Origin of the sequence: Bradyrhizobium xenonodulans (assembly GCF_027594865.1) — a bacterium.
In the GTDB taxonomy this organism is placed as follows: domain Bacteria; phylum Pseudomonadota; class Alphaproteobacteria; order Rhizobiales; family Xanthobacteraceae; genus Bradyrhizobium; species Bradyrhizobium xenonodulans.
In genome coordinates, this window is the sequence record NZ_CP089391.1 from 6,745,144 (window position 1) to 6,765,238 (window position 20,095).

Genomic DNA, 20,095 nt, shown 5'->3' on the forward strand with positions numbered 1-20,095 from the left:
TATTAGTTACGACGATTGGCCTTAGCGCACGAACTTTGCCTGCGTCCGAGCTTCAATTTTGATAGATCTGCACCTGCTTCGCCACTTCTTGCCCCTCTCGAAGGCTTTCCAGCGGCAACTCGTCGTGATCACAATATAGGTTCACTTCAAACCCTTCACGAAGGCGTTCACGTCGTCGGCTTCCTGCTCGATCCAGCGGATCATCTGTTGCGCGAATGTTTCGGGGTCTTCCATGAAGTCATGGAACCGTCTGAGTGATACCACCATCGGAGATTCGTTCACTTCGATGTACGTCCACGGCTTCCTCACCTCAGTTTTCGACGCACGAATTGCCTGGTTACCTCGCTTGTCGTCTGCCCCGACACTAATGAACACTGAACTGTCTTTGGGGATATCCACGAAGCTTGCTATCAACGATTCAATCAATGACGGCGCGACCTACAATTGGACGGGTCAAATAAAATACAATCAGTTCATGGACGAGCACAACAGACTCAAAAACGAGAACTTCGCAAACCTAAAAACACGCTTCGCTATCCGTAAGGTCTTGTTCGCAGATGGTACGACCAAGACTTACCCCTAAACTCCAACTTCAGTTCAGCGCCCCATCTTGGGCAAACATATATAAAGAATTACCATCTGTCCCTGAGCCGGCGATATCTAACGTGACACCGCGGTCGACCGACTCGGAGCTGCTCGAGGCGGCTTTGCTTCGCGCGTCGGCGAGCGTGCATGATCGTGTCCCCGGGTGCGGTGTCGTATGAAAGAGCGGGAAACACTGGTTTGACGATTTCGCAACAGAATCCTAGTGGATTGCTTTCATTGGGTCGATGGACGATCAAGGCGTGAACGAGGAGCAGATTTTATCTATGCGCTTCCATAGCAAGCCGCAGCGTCTTGGGAATGCGCTGCGCTCTTCCGCCTGCGACAAACGCCACACGCACACGCGCCATAACTAGGAGATCGCTTCCGCGCCTGCACTCCTGTAGCAAGTCAATTGACGCGCCCCTCACCTCTTGTGGGAGCGTGACGACGTCAAGGACGTCGTCCAAGACCGCCGGCTTTAGAAAATCGATTGTCATCGAACGGACGACGAAGGCAAAGCCGGGCGCATCGTTCCGAGCTTCTTCGAGCAGTGCTTGCTGATTGGTTCCGAGCAGGCGCAAGTAATTCGTTCTGCCGCGCTCCATGAACCGCAAAAAATTTGCGTGATAAACAATTTGGCCGGAATCTGTATCTTCAAAATAGACCCGGACCTGCATGTGATGGCGTCCGCCGCGAATTTGGCCGTCAAGAGTGGCTGTCACGGTGCGGTTCCTCTGCTGCGCTTCAGGAAGCATTGTCTTGCACAGAGGCGCTTTTCTGAGCAAGCGGCAAAAATCTCGAGCTTGGCTCCTGCAATCGGAAGCTCAGCGCCGCCACATGAATGCCGGCGTGCACTGCGCGCAGTATCGATGGCGTCGCTAGTCGGGCACGCTGAGGCCAACCTGCTCGTCGACTACTTTTGGCTGCGGCCGGGGCCGCTCGATCTCCACCTTCAGCGAATCGGCGAACGCCATTGTTTCAGCGACGAGCGCATCGAGTTCGCTCTTCCAGTCATGCATTGACGTCCCCCCGCACGGCTCGGCCACGCTAACCGCGGATTGCTTGCAAGACCCTAGTTCGTTCGAAGCGATATGGGGTTGCCGGAATGGCGGCCACCCTGTAAACGATCGCGGCACGCCGTCCGGCCGCCTTTCAGCGATTGCCCGCGGCGGGGGCCTGTAGCTCAATGGTTAGAGCCGGCCGCTCATAACGGTCTGGTTCCTGGTTCGAATCCAGGCGGGCCCACCAGCCTCCAGCCGACGACGACGACATCAAGATGACTACGTTAACTCGTCGGTTGAAACCGCAGCATGAAAGTCGCGTTCGATCGGAGGACGGTCATTGAGTATGGATGACAAGGAAGTTGCGGAAGATTATCGCCGGCAACGCCAGGCGGCGTCGGCAAGGATCGCGCTAGAGATCGGCTAGACGCGTCAGTGCTTGGTCGACCGACCGGTCGTCGGCCTCGCTCTGGGCACACTGCACATCGCAGTCCAACTGGTAGACCAGGTCCGCCAGATCGTGGTCCAGCGACGGGACCAGATCGAACGCTTCGCCTTCGATCACAATAAGCGGGACGCCTTTTTCTCCGTAGACCTTGAAAGCGTCCGTCGTCTGCTTTGGCAGCTACCGTTTGTAGTGCGAAAGCGGGACGCGGTAAGCGCCGTCGTATTTTCGGCTGGACAGACGTTTGGTCAAAAGACCTTGATAGTCCTCGTCCCGCTGGGATCGAATCTTCACTTGGCGAGATCGTTCGTAGATCGCCCGCCTGGCAGCGCGAAGCGCATCCAACTCCGCCGCCGCCGCGTTGCTGGCGAATGCGATTTCCCGGCTTGCGGTGCGCGCCAAAAATCCCCGCTTCTCGGACAGACGTCCCTTATAGCCCCTCTTGATCGTACAAGCCTGCCAGACGTCGACGATCGTTCGGGACGACAAGCCTCGAAGAATTTGAGACGGCACCTTCTTCAGGCTCAACGGATAGTGGTTCAGGATCGAATGCATGCCGGCGGCATGGATAGCGGTCGGCCATGTCCAGTGGACACGCAAAACGTTTCGGTTGAACATCGCGCAAGCGTCCTTGTGATCCGTGACGACTTGCACGATCCACTTCTGCGCTCTCGGCGGCATCACTTGCCTCACCAAGGTCGCGAGCCTTCCATCCGCCAGTGCCGGCATCGGGCGTCCCCTTCGTTAGGGCCGCTCTGCCTTGCTTTACCTTCCAGATCTTTAAGCCGGCCCGCCGACGGCTATCCCGACGGTATACCATTCGACTCTTCCTGAACGAAACCTTTGGAGTTCGATGCAGCCGACTTTCCAAAGGTAGCGGATTTTTTCCGATGACCGAGTCTGCGACCGCCTCGTCAAAACGCACCAGAGCGAACTGAGGCGCATTTTGCTGCCTCGGATCTAGTGGCGGTATCAGAACCAGATCGCGTGCTTGACGACCCGAAGCCGTTCGCCGCCGATACCCACGTCTCCCATGCGATTCCTCATCCACTTCAGGTATCGCTGGCTTCCGTACTTCTCGGACAATGCGCCGATCAGGGCTACGAAGAAGTCATCACGTTCAGTAATCCTCACGAAAGCGAGCGCATCGATCCCGCGGTCGAGGTACATGCTGACGACGGTATGTCGGATCCGGACGCACTTGTCCCAGTCCTCCCACCAGTAAGATCGGTCGAGCCGGCGATCGAGGATTCTCCAGGCATCGTCCGGCAACGTCCGCTTCTCAGCCGCGTCGTAGACGATGTCGAACGTCGCCTGGACCAGGTCGACGCTCTGCAACGTGCGCCGACCGAGGGCGCGGATCAGCAGAAACGACGCCAGATATGCATTCTCCAGAGGCGCGGATCGACGCCTGATGGCGACGAGCCACGGATCGTCTCCGTAGGCGTTCGGGACCGAGTCCGGCGATACCGCGCGAGCGATCGCTTCGAGCGTCTGCGCGTCGTCGAGCCACTCCTCGACGAGAACGCGCGCGACCGCATCCGAATCCGACGCGACCGCCGAAAGCCACTCCGATCGATTTCCGCCATCGGCGGCTAGATCGCCCGAGCGCGCAAGCAGTCTCCGCAAGACCCGATCGCTTCCAAAGACCGTCTGAGCCGCCCGTGCCAGCGATCCGCCAGACACGATCATGGCTTCGATCGTGTCGTCGGCCCGGTCGGAAGAACTTCCGACGAGCCGGAGCACGTCCGATCCAGAGGCGCCTTGGAGCGACCAGAACGCTGGCTCGGTCGCAAGGTCGGGTCTCGCTTCCAGCAATTCGAACAGATGAGTCGGCGTCGAAGACACGCCCTCGATCAGCGACGCCGGCGGCAAGGCCGCGATCGCGCGCTCGGCGATCGCACTCTTCGACGGGTCGGATCGGATGTCGAACAGCGTCTTCGGATCACGGCGCCAAATCGCGCTGCCGACGCGTTCGGCGGCGGCGGGGGCTTCGGTCGCGTCGATGAGGGCGAAGTTGCGCACGACGAACTCTTGGCCTTCGGCTCCGATCCGGTCGGCCGCAGCCGCAGCAGCCCTGACGATCGACGAACGCGCCGCGTGCCCCTGATCGGTCGCCATCGTCCGCTCCAACAGCGCAATCGCGCGTTCGACCGCGGTCGGGTCGGAGTCGAACTGCAGCGAAAGCGCGTGCAGCGCCGCCAGAGGCTCGAACGATTCGCGGCCACCAACGTCGCTGCCCGCCGCGCGCAGGAAGTTGCGCAGGCTCCCGTGGGCCCCTTGCGCAAGGTCGGACACCGCGTCTTCCAGCCAATCGTTCGCGACGAAGTCGCGACGGTCGGCGTCGACGGCTCCCTTGAACTGCGTCGGTCTCACCCGTCCGGAAGCCGGCAGGAACTGCAGATCGAACGTCGCGTTCGCGGAGGACCTGTCGGCGAACGACAGCGTGCAAAACCGGAACGCACGTCTGAGGCGCGGCCATTGCTGTGCCCAGATCGCCAGAACCAAGGCATCCCGCGTCGGGCCGTCGGAGGCCGCGGAAACGATCGGCCTGGCGGGTTCGCCATAGATGCCCGACAGGATCCGCTTCGCGAGATCACCGGGCACGCCGAAACCATCCGACCTATCGGACGACGAGTGATCGATCGGGCTTCGATAGGAATTCTCGTCGCCCCTCGGTCGTCGGAAGAGATCCAACAGGCCGCCTGCGCTCGATAGCGAGGGGATGTCGCTGAAATCGATGAGGATCGTGTGCGTCCATACGCAGCCGGGCCGCGGCAACTCAGGCGCGGGCCACGTGCGGGCCAGCGCGTAGTGTCCGCTCTCGACCAGCGGAAAGCCGGTGAGATAACCCTCCGCACCGATGGTCGCCGCCGGTCCCGACGCGTCGCTCATCATCAGCAACGTCTTCGCATCCCGGGACGGCAGGTCGATGGACGACGCCAGCAGGCGATGGCCTTCCGAATAACCGTGGAGCGTCTGCTGCAGCGGTACGCGGCCGCCTACTCCGTGAGCCATGCGATCGGCTCCGTAAGATCCTTCGATAGCTCGGGCTTCATCAGCCTGATACGATCCGACGCGTCCTCGAGAGCCCGGATCTCGGCGACCTTCTCGTTGCGCTCCTCGTCGTCCTTGATCTCCTCGGATTCGAACGACCCGCCCTGCGCGCTGAGGCCGTAGACACGCACGTCCCAGCGATCGGGACCGTTACGCAGATATTGATCGAGCAGCGGCAACTCGCTCGCCAGATACTGTTCGGGCGTGACGTTCTCGGGCTCGACCGTGTCCCATGCCGAAAGGATCAGGGCGAGACGGGTCGCCGGAGCGTTCAAGGCGCCGCAGCGAAACATCTGCAGCATCTCCACCAGTTTCACGGCCGTCGGAGCATCCTTGGGGTGCCATTCCTTGGGCTTCGCCGGCGTGCCGGCCGCTGCCGCACCACCCTTCAGTCCCGCGGCCTGCTGCGTCGTCTCGGCCACGCCGATCGGGCGTTTGATCTTGTCGGCATTGACGAACATCATGATGCCATCGCAATCGCGCAGAAGCTCTGCCAACCGCTGATCGCACTCCCTGGTCTCCCAGATCTCCTGGAACGACTCTCCGGAGAGATCGGGGAACGTCATCCGGACCTTGCGTGCCGCACCGTCCCTGAGGTTCATCGAGACGATCTTACCCGACGCGACTTCGGTGTGTATCTGCTCCTTGGCCTCGAGCCAGCGGCGCATGATCGCATTCAGATGCGAGTGGTCAAGCCCGGTCAGTGTCTCGAAACTCAAGCGTGCGTTAGGATCACGCCTGTCGAACACGACGTACCACAACGCAGCCAGGAACGTCGTCTTTCCGGACGCCGGCAGGCCGCAGATGACGACCGATCCTCGAGGGGTTTCGATCATTCGGGCGCCCCCTGCAATCGATTCATGAACCTCGTCGACGACGACACGTGAGAAGCAGCCTTCGGAACTACCAGCGCAACCGGCGCTTCCCAATAGGCCAACAGATCGGCGACGCCGTGCCCAAGCGGCAACGAAACGTCCGAAGGACATGCCGCGACCTCGAATGACCGGATCTCTCCGAAGAGGCTCGCGTGCAGCGCATGGAATTTCTCGACGATCTTCTCGAAATCGCGGCGCGAACGCCCCTTGTCGGCGGACCGCGCGATATCGTCGAACTTGGTGAGAACGATGGCGACACGCGGTCGTCCCATGACTCCGCCGCCGTCGACCAGCGCCTGCGCGATCGCGAGGATGTCGGCCCCGACCCTGCTCCGCGTCACGGGATCCACCAGTTGCCGGCCGTCGACCAGGAATGTGATCGTATCGGCCCGATGAATCTCGACGAATTCCCGCACCACGCCCGTATCGTCGGGGGCGGCGCCGTAATCTTCGCCGTTCCGGTCCGCGACGACGAGATCAAGCGTGGCTCCGCCGGGCCGACACAACGCCGCATGGTAGAACTTGACCGTGGTCAGCAGCGTGCGCTCCGTCTCCGGCCGAGCGTTGCGGGAAACGCTGCGCGAGGGATGGCTCGCCCGCTCGAACGCGTACATCGTGCGCGATCCGGCGAACTCGAACGGACCAATCGGGCCGCGAAGGAATAGCTCGAAGATGGAGGCGATCAGCGTCGTCTTGCCGGCTTCCTTGGGCGCGACGACCGCGATGACGCGAGAATCGCCCCTACGCAGCAGCTGCGACGCCTCCTCCTGGTCCAGAAGATCTCCGGACGGAAGAACGATTCCGTGTCGTTCAGCCGGCGTATCCCCAGCCGTCGCCGTGGCTGCGAGCGGCTTACCGTAGTACGGGCAGGCGTTCTTCTCTAATCCCTCGACGCAACGGCCGTCGGTCTTCACCTTGCACGCGGGATTCGCGCATTGGATTGCTGCGGTCTCTGCCAACGCCTAGCCCCCGAACTTCAGGCCGAGCCGCTCGCGATAGAAGAGATTGCCGAGCTCGACGCCCGGCAGGCTCGCGTCGGCTTCGATACCGGTCACGGCCGACCAATTTGCGACCCAGGACGTATCGTCGCCAGCCTCGAGTTTGCGGAGAACGGCGAAATGGAGTGGGCGGACGACAGGCGCCGGCGCGACCCCGTCGACGAGGCTACGAAGCAGCTCGATATCGACCGCGTTGATCGCTGCGGCAATACCGGACTTCCTGCGTTCCTTCAGACCGGCCCGCGAAAGGATCGGCTTCGCCGACTCCGGCCCCGGAATGAATCGGACCGAATTGGCGACCTCGGTCGCGAAGACGATCGGTTGCGCGTCCGGCGGCACGTCGGCGAAGGGAATATCGAGCGACTTGCTGCGCGCGCCGTAAAGCCACCAGAGCAACTGCAGTTCCTCATCCTGGATCACGACGTTCCAGTGAAGCGCGTTGATGGTATCGTTGGCCTTCGCCGCGATGTCGCGCGCAACCGCTTGCGCCTGGCCGGCGATGGCGTTCACTGCCGCGACCATGTGGTCCGGCGTCACGCCGTCCCTTTTGATCTTCTCGACAAGGTCCGCTTCCAGACTGAAGTCCCCGACCTTGTTCAACCGCCCAATGTCCGGCCGCTTCCGGCGAGCGTCCGAAATCCTCGCGATGGTCGCCTCGGATGCCCCCGCGAAGTCGTGGGGGAAGTCGGTCCGCCGCGCGCCGGCGAAGAGCGCGGTCAAGGTCGACAGCGCCGCCCAGGCCGCGATGTCTGTCGTGCTGTCGAGAACGGTCGCCAAAGCGGCTCCGCTCAGAACCTCGAGTTCGCGATCGTTTCCGGACATCTCGAACAGGTCGTCGGCGGCCTTGAAGTGACCGCGCAAGGATGCCAAGGCCTGGTCATTCGGTCGCGACTTGGTCTTCAGCAGTACGGCAAGCATGGTCTCGACGGCGGTGCGATCGGCGGCCTTCGCCAGCGACCAAACGCCCTTCCATCTCGCTTCCAGCTTCGTGCGATTCTCGGCGAGGTCGACCGCGCGATACCAGCGCGGGAACTCGTCCCTCATCGGTGGAACGGTCGCCTCGGCCATCAGCGCTTCTCCCTCTTCTGGATCTCCCGATCCAATTCATCGAGCTGGCGGCGCTCGCCAGCCCTCAACAAGGCCCTACCGAACCGTTCGGCGAGCGGCAGATTCGCCTCGGCGGGCTCGATCAGCTTCAGTTTACGCGAGATGTCGCGCCTGTCGCTCATATCGAGATTCCAGAAGCGAAGTACGATGCTCCGGGCGCGATCTTCGGACATGACGGCCTCCATGCCATCCGACGGCCGGTTCGCGACGGGGGGTGCCGCCGCCACCGCCGCAGCAGGCGGAACAGGATGGATATTCCGGAGCCGAACATCCCACAAATGGACGTCCTTTCCGTAATCGAGAATCGGCCGGAATCCTTCCGGGCTCATCTGCCACTCCAGCAAGTACGCCTCGACCGCCAGCTTCGGCTCTCCGGCGGTCTCCGCCTTCACGGCGAGCCTGATCAAGTTGTAGCCCGGACTCCAGCCCTTCTCCTGCCGATCCGGATTCACCGCGCCGGCCGAGAACGTCACGTAGTTCGGGTCGCGGTCGATCCGCTGGCGGTGCTTGTGGCCGAACAGGTGCACGGACGCCCGGTTCTTGACGTCGTCGGTGAAACGGTCTGCGTCGGTCAGCCAGTCCGGGGGATGATGGCACATCACGAGATTCACGACATTGTCGACCGGATCGAGCGCCGTCTGGCGCGGCTCGACGTAGAGGTCTCGCTCAACGTCGTTCCGCCCCTCGGGCATATGCGACCCCGACAGGATGGTCGAGTTCAGGCCGTGGATGCGTAGCGTCACCCCCTCCGCAAGCGGCAGGTCAGCCTTCCAGAAGACGCGCTCGGGCGCGAAGATTGCGGCCGAGAAGCGGCCCGCGAAATCGTTGTAGGCTCTGATCGGCCTCAGGAGCGCCGGTCCAGTTTCCGCGTGCTGCAGCTGCCGCAGCAGCTCTCGCTCCTTGTTGGCGGCAATCATGATCGCGCGCTGCGCGTTCTGCACTGAGACATCCTTCTTAATGATGTCCTGGTCCACATCGTGGTTGCCGGGGATGACGTAGATCCGCGAATGATCGCAGCCGCAAGCGTCCGCCAGTTCGAACAGCCACTTCAGAGCCGCCTGGTACTCCTCGGGCTTGCCAGCGAAGGCGATGTCGCCGCCGACCAGGATCGCTTCAACGGGGCCCAGCGTCTTTACCCGCTCCCGGGCATCCTGGATCAGCCTCGTCCGAAACGGTCGGTCTGGATCGCTTTCGGAATTGCAGACGGGGTGGCGGAAGTGAATGTCCGACAAATGAAGTAAAAGCATTCCGAAGACGCTCCCTGTCACCGATTACCGAGCAAGTTCTACAACTTATTCGGGAATCGACAACATTTTCGGCAAATGGACTTTCTGAAATTCGCTTGGCTCTACAGCATCATAGATGGGCGATAGCGCTGTTCCCGTCAACAACAGTCTCGGGAAAAACATCCGCCCATACTCGACTCTCATGTTCTTGATATGTTCTAATCAGGAAATGACCGATCGCCCTGCGAGCTGGCGCATGCCGAGCCAGGCCCAAATGGAGAAGATGGCCCATGCCGTCGCCAGGAGCGCGCCGCCGGCGCGTTCCCTGGCTCCGGACGGCGACCTGCCGCCCGAATACTGGCAGGCGCTCCTGGACGACGCGGGGGCCGACGGCGGCCATCCGCCTCCCAAGACGTCCGGACGTCTGCAGCGGCTAAGCCAAATTCCTCAGCACTTACTGAGGTTGTCATGCCGGCGCTGCAGCAGGACCGTCGAGATGCAGAAGATGGATGCAGTCCGGCTGTACGGTCCGGAGGCGGTCTGGCGGGACGTCGGCCAGCGTCTGCTGGACGACACGTGCACGAACCGGACTGGGCGCCATGAGGAAGACGGCTGCTGGCCGTCGTTCGATTGACGGCGACCGGATGGCGCCGAAGCACCATCCCACCCCGCTTTCTGAGGCGACCGCAAGGCGCTGCAGAAGGAACTCGGCCGGGCCCGGGCGACGACGACCATCCTGGCGGCGCAGTCGGCGGAGGCCCGGGCCAAGGGCGAAGCTCTGATCCGGACGGCGGACCGGCTCCTGTGCGAATCCTGGAATGAGCGCATGTGGGCCGACGGAGAGCCCATCGACCCATCTCCCACGATCGACCAGGCCGTCAACGGCGGTTATTCGAGTTTGATCCTGAGATTCCCATTGAGGAAATACTTGCCGCAACTGATCGACCGGTCATGCGTAACCGAGGCCGGGCGCTGTTTAGCCGGCTTGCGGACATGACCGAAGAACAACGGGCCGACGAAATCCGCAACTTGAATGCGGCCCTTCGCCGTCATGGCCGTCCCGCCGGTCTCATATCCCTGGACAATCTGGATACGGGAATCTCGCTGGCGTCTCTTGCCTATGGTTTTATTTACCCGCTGGTTGCTGGATTGCGCACCTTGGGCGGACAGTTGATCGAGCTGGGCCGAAAACATCCGGTGATCGACAAGCTCTTTGAAGCGATTCAGGCTGATTTATTCCCCGCTGGCGTCAGCAAACGCGAACTCGACTTCCTTTCTAGCATCAGCCGCGTCGCTTTTATCAAAACGGTGAAGGTCTCGTAGCCCCGTCGTCCGGACAGGAGGTCATCGTGCGATGGCGCAGGCGCGATGCCTCGCGGTCACGCCAGCAATAACTGGCGTCAGACAGTGCGAGAAGGCGCGGGAGAGAATGCAACTGAAGACAACGTCGGGAGAACGGATCGTAAAAAATCGTAGAACGTTCGTGCACAAAAACCGCACGCGACCAACTCGGAGAGGTGGCGATTGCTTGCATCAAGACGACGAGCAGGTTTTGGACTCCCGCGACCGCAGCAGTAACGATTGGATAAGGACAACAAACGCCAACGAAAAAGAACGAAAACGCAGCAAAATTAACGAACCGTCGATATCCCGTCGCGCCGGGCCCACCAGCGACGCCGCCGCCGGTAATAATTATAAGAAGAACAAGAGGTAAAAGTTGATGATAAGTGGTTTAGAAGTCACCTACCGTTATTTCGCGCTACGCAGTAAGCGCCTCGCTTAAGCGCGAGCCGCATATGGATCGACTGCCAATACAGGTTCTGGAGAGAGGGCCAGACCATTGGCGGCGTTGCCCACGGCTAAGGCGCCCTCCTACAGTTATCGGAAGGTCACGCAGATCACTGCCGAGCTAAGCGCGCTTAGCTCGACCGGGCAATTGCTTTTAGCGGGCATTCGAGCATGGTGCCGCAACATTGCAAACTGGACATCGAGCGCCAGAAGCGGTCGACCGCTGCGCGTCGTTCGAACTCGAGTTCTATCGGGCATCCGAGGCACTGGCACTCCCGTCGGAGGAGCGGTTTGCCGGTCCGGTGCTTGCGGCCGCAAAGGCAGGGACTCCGACCGTTCCGCAAGCGTCCGGTCGCCTTGTTGATCCTGGAAAGTCCCGCCGCGATCGGGCCGATACCGAACTCAACGGCGTCGCGATAGGCGGCACTGGCGCCGGTTTCGGCCGCCGCTTGCTCGGCGAGGAACTCGATATCGCCCGCATCGCCATGGGAGAGCTGGGCGCCGGAAGGCCAAAGTCCGGCCTCCGCAGCGGTCTCTTGGCAAAGCAGGAACGCGTGAAGCTTCGTCCACCAGGTCGCCGCGGTCGCCGAGTTGATCCCCTGGCCGGCCCGAAGACCTAGGCAGAACGAACCGTCAGCGTTGATGTGGCGCTCAGGACAAAACGTTGGCAGAGTTTTGCCTCTGACCCGTTCGTACACCGTCACCTCAGCAGCGAGATGCAGGACTTCCAGCTCGAACAACCGGGTGAAAGCCCCGCTGCTTCGCACGAGGACGGCGTCCACTTCGGCTGCGCGAGTGCCGATCCGGCGGAATTCGGCCCAAGGCGGAACAGTGTCGGCGATCGCGTCGAGGGCCACCGGCGCCAACCGATCGATCAGCGCTTCGAACGCGCAGCGTGCGACCGAGCGGCCGGCTCGCTGCGCATGATCTGGACGGCCGGAGACTGAGAAGCGCCGAGAAGATCCGAAGCGGTGTCGAACGACATTAATCGTCCCGTCGCGATGATCCGTCGGACCGCGGCGTCGGCAACCTGCTGGGCGATGACGCCCAGCCGGATTCCGCTGCCCTCGATGCTCTGTTGCGTCCGCTCGGCATTGATCGTGGCCCGGCTGGCTGCGCACCGGACGCTGTCGTCGCCGCGATATCCCAGCCGGGTCATCGGCGTCGGACCATATTCCACGCCGATAGCCAGGCCGATCGCCGCATCGGAATCCACCGCGTCGAGGCAAAGGTCGAACGACGATCGCATGCCGTTGGCGCAAATCACGGCCTGTCGCACGGAGCCGGGACCGTCGTCGGTCCGCTCGCCTTGCGCCACGCAGCCCTGGATGCAGTCACCCACGAATCTCACGCGCTTACCGCCGAAGTCGTCGTTCAGGACCGAGTTGAGCTCCTCGCGGATGACATGGACCGTCCTCACTGCCTTTGTGATTTCGACCGCGCCGCCCTCGATGGCCCGATCAACGAAGTCGGTGAAGCCGTCGATGTCGGCGAAGATCGACGCCATGCCCATGCGCACGGAGTTCGCCGGCGAGAGATCCGCGAATTTGACGCTGGCGAGCGGCAGCTCCGGTCGCTTGAAGCGAAAGATCGGCTCGACGGCGTCCTGAGCGACCTCATCGACCCTGCGCTCGAGGCTGTCGAACGCGAAGCTCCCCACCGCGTCGCGGATGTAGGTCTCGTCGAGCACCATCCGGCCGGCGGACTTGCGGACGGCGCCTGGCCGCGCCCGCTGCTGCGCGGTCTCGGTCAGGAAGATGCCCGCTTCGTCTTCGGCGGCGGCGAGCTTTGCCGCATGATTGGCAGGACGTCCGAGGAATAGTGTATCCTTCTCGTGCGAGCGGCCGGTCGTCATGGCCAGGCACCTGCCATGATCGATTCCAAAGCGGATGCGGGACGGAAAGCCATGCGCTTGGCCGAGCCGTTCGGCGGCTTCCGAGAGCTTGCCCGCGAGAGCGACAGCTCGGGTGATCTGCGCCGCAGCGTCTCCGGCCGGCGACGTGATAACGGCGTGGAGCCGGGCGCCGTGATAGTCGACCCGGTCGCCGTCATCGTTATCCACGACGGCGTCCCAGACACGATAGTGCATATTGAGGAATCGCAAGAGCCTGCGATGCGAGCCCTCCGTTTCGGAGCCGCCCTCAGCGACAAGACCGTCGAAGTCCAGCAACTGGCCGTAGAGGTGAACGCCCTCGACGAGGAAGGCCTGGCGGATCGGAAGACGACCGATCAGGCCGCTCTTGCGGACCGTGGTCTGGTCTCGCGCGGAATCGAGCGCGATGTTGCTGTCGACGGCCGGCACGGTCTTCAGATGCTCCCGGATCCTCGTCTTAGCCCGGTCCGCATTCCACGACATGAGATAGCCTCCTCAGCACGAATAGACGTCGAGCTCGACGCCATGCTTCACGTTCGCTTTCACAGGACCCCGGAACGTTTCAGGGGCGATGCCCGCTTCGACGGCAAGTTCCCGAAGAACCGGGCTAACGCGGACCTGACCCAGATCAGGTGACTTCGCCTGTTCGTATCTGGCCGCCGTGTTGACGGTCGCGCCGAGCACGGTCACGGCGATCCTCTGCTCGGCCCCAAAGTCGCCGAACGCGACATCTCCGGCGTGCAAGCCGATGCGGATTCCGATATCGAGGCCATTGTCCGTGACGTAGCGCCCGACCTCTTCGGCGATCGTCGTCGCGCATCGGATGACGGCGGCGGGCTCGACGCGCTCGCGTTCAGCGGTGTCGATGAACCAATAGGCCATCACGCCGTCGCCCATGAGCTTGTCGATCTGCCCGCCAGCCTTTCGGATCAGATCGATCTGGAGGGAACAGAGTCGATGAAGGTGAGATGCGACTTCACCGGAGTCCTTGCCGGTTGACCAGACGCTGAAGTTGGCGATGTCGCTGAAGAACACGATCGCCTTTCGGGGCTGGATCCGCGGAGTCTGTCCAGCCGCAGCGACCTTAACGAGGCCAAGCGCGTCATCGTCGGAGAACCGACGCAGAAGATGTTCCTGTTCGGCGACCGAGATGCGCAGCTCCGAACGTCCCTGAGTCGCCTGCGCCAACTTCATGTTGACGACGTCGGCAAGCGTCAGAACCCAGATGGTTTTCTCGGGATCGGTCAATCGCTCCTGAAAGGCGGCATCGATGAAGAACAGCCGGACCGGGCCGATGGCCTTGACGTCGGCAGTCCGGGCGCCGTTCTTTCCGGCAAGGACATGCAACAGACCCTGCTCGCCGAACATCTCGCCTTCGCCACGGAAGGTGACGCTCTGATCGTGGGCCCGGACTTCGACCTGACCACTGAGAACCAGCCAGCAGCCACTCACCCGATCCCCGCGGCGGCAGATCATGTGGTCGGGGTTATAGTCGTCCACCCGGCAGATTGGCTCGCGCAAGATCGCTGCCCGAATTAGGTCCGGCCTCGGACAATGCTGCTTGAGAAACCGCTCGAGCACTCGATCGACATTAGCGGCAAAGACCATGCTTGATTTACCATTCCCGGCGGGCAGACGAGCCCGTCGGCTGATTCGCTTCCGCACCATCTGAAATACTGCTACTCCGAACATAGGAACCTGTTGCCGCGAGTCAAGGACGGGATATGCTGCTATACCGAACAAGTAAGGGCGAATTGCGTGGCTGACACCATCCGCGATCGCATTAAGGCGCTGAGAAAAAAGGCGAAATTGACCTTGGACCAGCTCGCCGACCGAGCCGGCTTGAGCAAATCCTATTTATGGGAGCTCGAGAACCGGGAGTTGCCCCGCCCGTCCGGGGAGAAATTGGCCGGGTTAGCAAGGGCCCTTGACGTGACCGTCGACTACTTGCTGGGCAGCGAAAATCTCGAATCGGCGGAGGACAAGGCCTTCTTCCGCGAGTACCAGGCGATGTCGCCGGAAGCGCGCGCCCGGCTCCGCAAGCTGGCCAAGGCCCTGGACGAATAGGCCGCTCATGGACTTCGAGGGTTGGGGACCTCGGCGTTGGGCGAGCCATTTCAACCAGATGCTGAATCTGGCGAACCCGCCTGATCGATACCGTTTCGACATCAGTGCGCTCGCCATGGAGACGTCGTGCTCCCTTTTCCCGGAAGATCCCATCACCAAGGTCGGTAAAGAAGAGCTCGATGGATTCGCAGGCGCATTAGTGCCGTCCGCGTCGAGGACCAGGTGGGGGATCGTGTACGGCGCCGGCCAGTCAAGGGGCCGTCGCAGGTTCACCATCGCTCACGAATTCGGCCACTACCTCCTGCACCGGAAGAAGTACCCTGACGGGATCCACTCCAGCGAAGCCGGCATCGACGGACGGACCAGGCTGCAAATCGAAAGAGAAGCCAACGAGTTTGCCTCCTGGCTTCTGATGCCTCTCGACGATTTCAGGCGGCAGGTGCCTCCGACCGGCAAGCCGGACTTTGACGTGTTGGGGGATTGCGCCGAGCGGTATGATGTGTCGCTGGTCGCTGCCATCCTTCAGTGGCTCCGCTATACGGAACGAAGAGCTCTGCTCGTCGTCTCCGTAGACGGTTTCGTCAAGTGGTCGTGGTCGAGCGAGCGGGCGTTGACGACCGGGGCCTTCATCCGCACCAGCCGTGGCCCGGTGGAGCTACCGCCGGCATCGGCGGCCGGTCGGGAACTGTTCACGCCGGAGGCCCGGTCCGGTGTCGATCACCCGACCGGCGTCTGGTTTGACGAGCCGGCGCGCGAACTCTCATTCAAAAGCGAGCGCTACGACGCGGCGTATACACTTCTCCACTTGGGAGACGATCCCGGCTGGAACCGCGTTGCGCGTCGGCACTCACTCTGAACAGAAGCTCGACATGCACGGCGGTCGAAGCGGTGGATCCAGGACAATGTCATGTTCGAGCTCGGGCTGTTGATGGGAAAGCTGACCAGACATCGGTCGATCCTGGTCCATCCCAAGGTAAGGTAGATCCCGTCTTCAGGCATTCACCGTCATCCATTTCAGGAGACGATTCCAATCTTTGTCGATGGGCTAAAGCCGGCGTGCGATCAGCTCCGCCGGATCGTCAAGATGCGGAGCGCAAGGACGTTCACTTTTTGAATAGACTTCGCAGGCGGGAAAGCAATCCCGGTGTTTTCCGTTCGAGCAAGACCACGACACGCTCCGGAGGTAGACCGGCCCGGAACAACGTCGCCGACATCTTCAATGATCTGCGAAAAAACAACCGCACAATGATGAGGACGGCAAAGTTCGCGCCTACTTCTGGATCTTCGACGATCTGGTACATCGCCTGGATATCGTTTCGGCTGGGCACGGGCTCGAACGTCGGATGCGAATGCCACTCTCCGATATAGTTGAAGCGACGATAGTTGCCGCCCGTTCTAGCAAAGAAATCCGATAAGAAAGCTTTGCTCTGCTTCGGATCCCGGATGAAATGCATCGTCGTACCGCCCGACCTCTGCACCGAAAGTTCGACTATCCGGAAAGTCTCGCCGCCCACGTGCTCGGCGACGATCACGCCGCCGATCTCGTTGCGTCGCCCCCGCAGCTCGCGGCGCAGAAGGTCAGTTATCTTGCGCGGTAGGATCAGTTCCACCGATCTTGTCCTTCAGCAACTCAAGCAACGTGGCGATCTCCGTGACCTTTTCCTGGTCCGACAGCTCGACGACTTCAGGCTCCGGCGGCGGCGGACCGACATCGATCGGATAGGTGTCGAACGGCTGAGAAAACACCGAATCCGCGCCAAGGCCGATCGCATAGACCGAGTTGGGAAATAGAGACGGGCCACGATCCACCAACAGATCGATGGCGAACCGGGCAGCGTGGGCCGCGATCACGGAAACGTCCGCGTCGTCGGCGGTCATGGGTACGTCAATGCCGGTGCCAATCGCTTCGTATGGCCGATGCGATCTTCTCGGCAACGATCCCCTTTCGCCGAACCAGTTCTCGATGGCGCGCCGCATGAATGACGGTGGTGGCTCGATCCCCGGTCGATACCTGGCGATCAGGCCGCCGAACCCGCCGCCGAATACTTCCGCCCAGATTACGGGCTTCTTCGCGGACGCGGCCACTGCCGAGAGCAGATTCAGCACATTGGGATCCGCCGTCCCATCCAGCATGAGGTCGCATTCAGATATTCGTTTCAACATGGCATCGGCACTCTCGTTGGCCTCCTGCCCGCCAAGAGGCACGCGCCATTGCAAGACGTCAATCGACGGGTTCACGAACTGCAGACGTCGAGCGAGCGCTGGCACCTTGTGCACTCCGGCGTCCCGCCAATCGAGGTCGTTCCGGACCAGGTTATCGGGAAGCAGAATATCGTCATCGACGAGCACGAAACCGCCGACACCGGATCTCGCGAGCATGGTCGCCGCCTTGCTGCCGAGCGACCCGCACCCGATGATCGCGACCTTCTTTGCCGCGAGCACCGAATGAGCGGCGTCGAGACGCGTCGCTTCGGGCGGAGGCGATATGACGGCGACATCCACGACCGAGCGCTTTTTTCTGTCGAGGAAAAAGACCGACAGCTCGGAGCCGTGCACGATGAAACCATACCTTGCTTCGAGCGTGTTTCCGACGGCAGCAAACCCGCTGTCGAACTCGTCCAGGCTTTCCGTCGTAGGCGGCGTATCGGTCTCATCCCATCGGCATATCGGCACGCGGCGTTCGGTGTATTCGGGCCCCAACTGCGACGGGACGGTGGGATCCGTCCATTGCGTGCCGTCGGCCAGCGTCACCTTGTCGACCACATGGACGACGGATTCCTTGTGATAGAGGGACACAAGGTTGGCTTCGAGCGAAGCGCGCAAGGGAAGCTCGCTAAGCAGGGCGCGAAAGGTGCGCGTCAGAAGATATCGGCTATATCGGATGCGGAGGCCTTGTCCGAGGCTTACGACGTGACGCGAGGGCGCGTCGCCTAACTCGTCACCTCCCGGATTCTCGGTCACGAGGAGCTTATGACAACTCTCTATCAGATCTCTGCCGGTGTTGTTGGCGGTCCATGTGTCCGGACCGTATTCAAGGCAGAGCTCGCCTCCGGCACCGAATTGATGCTCCGACCATCTGGCGGTATCCCCGCGCGGAAACACCGACGGCGGGGTATGCGGAAACATGTCCGGATATTGGAGGTAGATCGGGTAAACCCGGCCTCCGGCTCCGATCTCGGCGTCGAGTACTAGACGAAGGCGAGCGTCCAGCCGCCAGGCCGTTACGGCGAACCAGTCGACCTCCTGAGCGAGAATTTCGATTCCTTGCCGCTCCGCGCGGAACCGAGCGACGTCCGTTAGATACCAGCTCACGCAAAGCCGCCCGGCTTCGTCGGACCTGCCGGCCGGTCGGGGAAGCTTAGCGGCGCGGCGGGCGACGATGCCGGCTTCAGAAGGCTTGCTCCCGCAGCGGTCTTGACGGCGCGCGCGACCGTGTCGTTCTTTCCGGCCATCCCGTTGAGCGCCGTTTCGTAGTCCAGGTCGCCGCGAATGCGCATGTCGCCGAAGAGCGCATGCACACCGTGACTCGATTTCGAGTAGGCGTTCGCCCCTATGGCGGTTTGATTGCCCTTGCAGCGGCCCTGCTCCTGCTCGGAGTTCAGGATTCCGCGACTGACAGCACAACGGACGAGCCCGCCCTTCATGCCGAGGCGCGTCACCGTGATCGGCCCGTACTCGAAGCCAATCTGAAGCCCGAGGCTGGAAGCGTCGGTTCCCATGTCCTTGAGACGCTTCAGCGCGATCTTGAAGCTGCTCCGCATCGCGGCCGCGCATAAGGTCATGCTGCTGATGGTCTCAACCGCGTCGGTCGTCTGCGCGGTCCCTTCGGCCAACACGCCGTGAATGCAATCCCCGATGAATCTAATCTTTCGGCCCTCGAAGTCCTCGTGCAGCACTGCATCCAGTTCCGATCGCAGGACGTGCAGCGCGCGCACGACATGTTTCGCGCCCGCGTCGGTTCCCATGTTGGCTCCGACATAGACAGTGAAGCCATCCAGGTCGCCGTAGATCGAGGCGGCATCCTGCCGCCGCGAATTCTTCACCGACAGAGTCTCGATATCCAGGGTGGAGAATGGAGGCGTATGGCCTGAAAATACGAAATCACCGATGGGATTGTTCTTCAGATCCTCAGCCCAGTCCTTGACGATACCGTCGACCGTCACGTCGAGGCGGGCGGCCTGCTCGCTCTTCGCGATTTCTTCGGCGTTCAGCGGCGTCTTGTCGACATCCTGCGCTTCGGCAAGGCCGATCGCCTTCCGCGCTTCGTTGGTCAAGAAGATGCCCTGCGCGGAACCGCCGCCCGCGCGCTTGGCGGCATGGTTGGCCGGCCGTCCGAGAAAGAGCGGCTCGCGGTGACCTCTCCTTCCGTTGTTGACTGCGAGCGCCTTGCCCGTGTCGATACCGACCCGGACCTTGGCCGCAGGATGATCGGCGTCCTCGCCGGTGCGCGCCAGGACGTTGATGATCAACTGTGCGGTCGCCACGGCACGATGAACGCGCTTCGCCTCGTCGTCGTATGGCTTAGTGAAAACGGTGTGAAGCCGCTGATTGTGGAAGTCGACGAATATCGATTCGACGGCGCCGATGATACGGTGCGCCGCGCGATAGTGCATGTTCAGGAAGCGGAGCGTGCGCTTATGGCAGGTCTCTCCCTCGACCGTTGTGACGTTCAAAATGTCCTTCAGGTTCAGGATATCGGCATACAGGTGGACGCCATCGACGCGGTACGCCGTGTTGCCTGACAACCCCGACAGGTCGGTTTCGCGGACGTATTCCTTGATCTCGATATCCTTGAGAGGCAACGAATCGATCTTCGCGTCGATCCGTTTGGTCGCGCGGCCACTATTCCAAGTACCCATGGCTATTCGGTATCCCCCTGAAAATATCACCCGCACCCGAAGCCGGTGCGAAACGGTCAATTGCGATCATGTAGGTATCGCTCGGCGAATTGCCAAGCGCTGTTGCGCGTTCTCGGCCGGCGGCCTCATGTGCAAGCTTGATGCCGCCCATTCGCTTGATCTGCGCGGGTCGGTGTGCGACGAGACCACCCGCCGTTCGTCCGATTCGTACGCC

General features: G+C 61.8%; 21 protein-coding genes, 1 tRNA gene and 1 pseudogene. 7 read left to right on the forward strand and 16 right to left on the reverse strand.

Annotation, left to right across the window (positions count from 1 at the left end; all coding sequences use genetic code 11):
- Positions 1–141: 141 nt before the first annotated feature.
- The 3 genes from I3J27_RS32145 to I3J27_RS32155 all read right to left on the reverse strand — a co-directional run bounded on the left by I3J27_RS32145 (position 142) and on the right by I3J27_RS32155 (position 1,604).
- On the reverse strand, positions 142–399 hold the full coding sequence (locus I3J27_RS32145) for a hypothetical protein (RefSeq protein ID WP_270162891.1): 258 nt from the start codon (positions 397–399) through the stop codon (positions 142–144).
- Positions 400–863: 464 nt separating this feature from the next.
- On the reverse strand, positions 864–1,307 hold the full coding sequence (ybgC, locus tag I3J27_RS32150; RefSeq protein WP_270162892.1) for a tol-pal system-associated acyl-CoA thioesterase: 444 nt from the start codon (positions 1,305–1,307) through the stop codon (positions 864–866).
- A 156-nt stretch (positions 1,308–1,463) separates the two neighbouring features.
- Positions 1,464–1,604 (reverse strand): hypothetical protein, encoded by a 141-nt coding sequence (locus tag I3J27_RS32155; RefSeq protein ID WP_270162893.1) that lies wholly within the window; start codon positions 1,602–1,604, stop codon positions 1,464–1,466.
- Positions 1,605–1,757: 153 nt separating this feature from the next.
- On the opposite strand from I3J27_RS32155, the gene I3J27_RS32160 reads away from it, so the two are divergent.
- Positions 1,758–1,833 (forward strand) — tRNA-Ile (locus I3J27_RS32160).
- A gap of 165 nt (positions 1,834–1,998) precedes the next feature.
- Here the strand turns inward: I3J27_RS32160 and I3J27_RS32165 are convergent.
- The 7 genes from I3J27_RS32165 to I3J27_RS32195 form a co-directional block, all read right to left on the reverse strand.
- On the reverse strand, positions 1,999–2,151 hold the full coding sequence (locus I3J27_RS32165; protein ID WP_270162894.1) for a hypothetical protein: 153 nt from the start codon (positions 2,149–2,151) through the stop codon (positions 1,999–2,001).
- A gap of 60 nt (positions 2,152–2,211) precedes the next feature.
- A complete protein-coding gene (locus I3J27_RS32170) occupies positions 2,212–2,760 on the reverse strand; it encodes a hypothetical protein (protein WP_270162895.1) in 549 nt (182 codons plus the stop codon).
- 243 nt (positions 2,761–3,003) lie between these two features.
- A complete protein-coding gene (locus I3J27_RS32175; protein WP_270162896.1) occupies positions 3,004–5,049 on the reverse strand; it encodes a GAP1-N1 domain-containing protein in 2,046 nt (681 codons plus the stop codon).
- Complete coding sequence (locus tag I3J27_RS32180) at positions 5,034–5,924, reverse strand: TRAFAC clade GTPase domain-containing protein (RefSeq protein WP_270162897.1); 891 nt, start codon at positions 5,922–5,924, stop codon at positions 5,034–5,036. The genes I3J27_RS32175 and I3J27_RS32180 overlap by 16 nt, the downstream gene beginning before the upstream one ends.
- Complete coding sequence (locus I3J27_RS32185) at positions 5,921–6,877, reverse strand: TRAFAC clade GTPase domain-containing protein (RefSeq protein WP_270162898.1); 957 nt, start codon at positions 6,875–6,877, stop codon at positions 5,921–5,923. Before I3J27_RS32185 ends, I3J27_RS32180 begins: the two co-directional genes overlap by 4 nt.
- 48 nt (positions 6,878–6,925) lie before the next feature.
- Positions 6,926–8,029: a GTPase-associated system all-helical protein GASH gene (locus I3J27_RS32190; RefSeq protein WP_270162899.1), complete on the reverse strand. Its 1,104-nt coding sequence runs from the start codon at positions 8,027–8,029 to the stop codon at positions 6,926–6,928.
- A complete protein-coding gene (locus tag I3J27_RS32195; RefSeq protein WP_270162900.1) occupies positions 8,029–9,300 on the reverse strand; it encodes a metallophosphoesterase in 1,272 nt (423 codons plus the stop codon). Before I3J27_RS32195 ends, I3J27_RS32190 begins: the two co-directional genes overlap by 1 nt.
- A 250-nt stretch (positions 9,301–9,550) precedes the next feature.
- On the opposite strand from I3J27_RS32195, the gene I3J27_RS32200 reads away from it, so the two are divergent.
- From I3J27_RS32200 to I3J27_RS32210, 3 genes and pseudogenes are all read left to right on the forward strand, one after another.
- Positions 9,551–9,928, forward strand: a complete 378-nt coding sequence (locus tag I3J27_RS32200) for a hypothetical protein (protein ID WP_270162901.1) — start codon at positions 9,551–9,553, stop codon at positions 9,926–9,928.
- 10 nt (positions 9,929–9,938) lie between these two features.
- Positions 9,939–10,186, forward strand: a pseudogene (locus I3J27_RS32205) (hypothetical protein); the annotation flags it as partial.
- A 101-nt stretch (positions 10,187–10,287) separates the two neighbouring features.
- Complete coding sequence (locus I3J27_RS32210; protein WP_270162902.1) at positions 10,288–10,617, forward strand: hypothetical protein; 330 nt, start codon at positions 10,288–10,290, stop codon at positions 10,615–10,617.
- Positions 10,618–11,213: 596 nt separating this feature from the next.
- Here the strand turns inward: I3J27_RS32210 and I3J27_RS32215 are convergent.
- The 3 genes from I3J27_RS32215 to I3J27_RS32225 are packed head-to-tail and all read right to left on the reverse strand — an operon-like array spanning position 11,214 to position 14,563.
- On the reverse strand, positions 11,214–11,939 hold the full coding sequence (locus tag I3J27_RS32215; RefSeq protein WP_270162903.1) for an E2 domain-containing protein: 726 nt from the start codon (positions 11,937–11,939) through the stop codon (positions 11,214–11,216).
- Positions 11,940–11,956: 17 nt separating this feature from the next.
- Positions 11,957–13,438 carry an adenylate/guanylate cyclase domain-containing protein gene (locus tag I3J27_RS32220; protein WP_270162904.1) on the reverse strand — a complete coding sequence of 494 codons (1,482 nt, stop codon included), beginning with the start codon at positions 13,436–13,438 and terminating at the stop codon, positions 11,957–11,959.
- A gap of 12 nt (positions 13,439–13,450) precedes the next feature.
- Positions 13,451–14,563 (reverse strand): cyclic nucleotide-binding domain-containing protein, encoded by a 1,113-nt coding sequence (locus I3J27_RS32225; RefSeq protein ID WP_270162905.1) that lies wholly within the window; start codon positions 14,561–14,563, stop codon positions 13,451–13,453.
- Positions 14,564–14,713: 150 nt separating this feature from the next.
- Here I3J27_RS32225 and I3J27_RS32230 point away from each other — a divergent pair, with 150 nt between their 5' ends.
- The 3 genes from I3J27_RS32230 to I3J27_RS39255 are packed head-to-tail and all read left to right on the forward strand — an operon-like array spanning position 14,714 to position 16,004.
- On the forward strand, positions 14,714–15,022 hold the full coding sequence (locus tag I3J27_RS32230) for a helix-turn-helix domain-containing protein (RefSeq protein WP_259235314.1): 309 nt from the start codon (positions 14,714–14,716) through the stop codon (positions 15,020–15,022).
- A gap of 7 nt (positions 15,023–15,029) precedes the next feature.
- Positions 15,030–15,878: an ImmA/IrrE family metallo-endopeptidase gene (locus tag I3J27_RS32235; protein WP_270162906.1), complete on the forward strand. Its 849-nt coding sequence runs from the start codon at positions 15,030–15,032 to the stop codon at positions 15,876–15,878.
- Between the two features lie 51 nt (positions 15,879–15,929).
- Positions 15,930–16,004 (forward strand): hypothetical protein, encoded by a 75-nt coding sequence (locus tag I3J27_RS39255; RefSeq protein WP_370691992.1) that lies wholly within the window; start codon positions 15,930–15,932, stop codon positions 16,002–16,004.
- A 121-nt stretch (positions 16,005–16,125) separates the two neighbouring features.
- Here I3J27_RS39255 and I3J27_RS32240 read toward each other — a convergent pair whose 3' ends face one another.
- From I3J27_RS32240 to I3J27_RS32250, 3 genes are read right to left on the reverse strand one after another with little or no spacing between them, the layout of a single operon-like run.
- Positions 16,126–16,632, reverse strand: a complete 507-nt coding sequence (locus tag I3J27_RS32240; RefSeq protein ID WP_270162907.1) for a Mov34/MPN/PAD-1 family protein — start codon at positions 16,630–16,632, stop codon at positions 16,126–16,128.
- Positions 16,601–18,334, reverse strand: a complete 1,734-nt coding sequence (locus I3J27_RS32245) for a ThiF family adenylyltransferase (protein ID WP_270162908.1) — start codon at positions 18,332–18,334, stop codon at positions 16,601–16,603. The genes I3J27_RS32240 and I3J27_RS32245 overlap by 32 nt, the downstream gene beginning before the upstream one ends.
- Positions 18,331–19,881 (reverse strand): adenylate/guanylate cyclase domain-containing protein, encoded by a 1,551-nt coding sequence (locus I3J27_RS32250; protein WP_270162909.1) that lies wholly within the window; start codon positions 19,879–19,881, stop codon positions 18,331–18,333. The genes I3J27_RS32245 and I3J27_RS32250 overlap by 4 nt, the downstream gene beginning before the upstream one ends.
- Positions 19,882–20,095 lie beyond the last annotated feature (214 nt).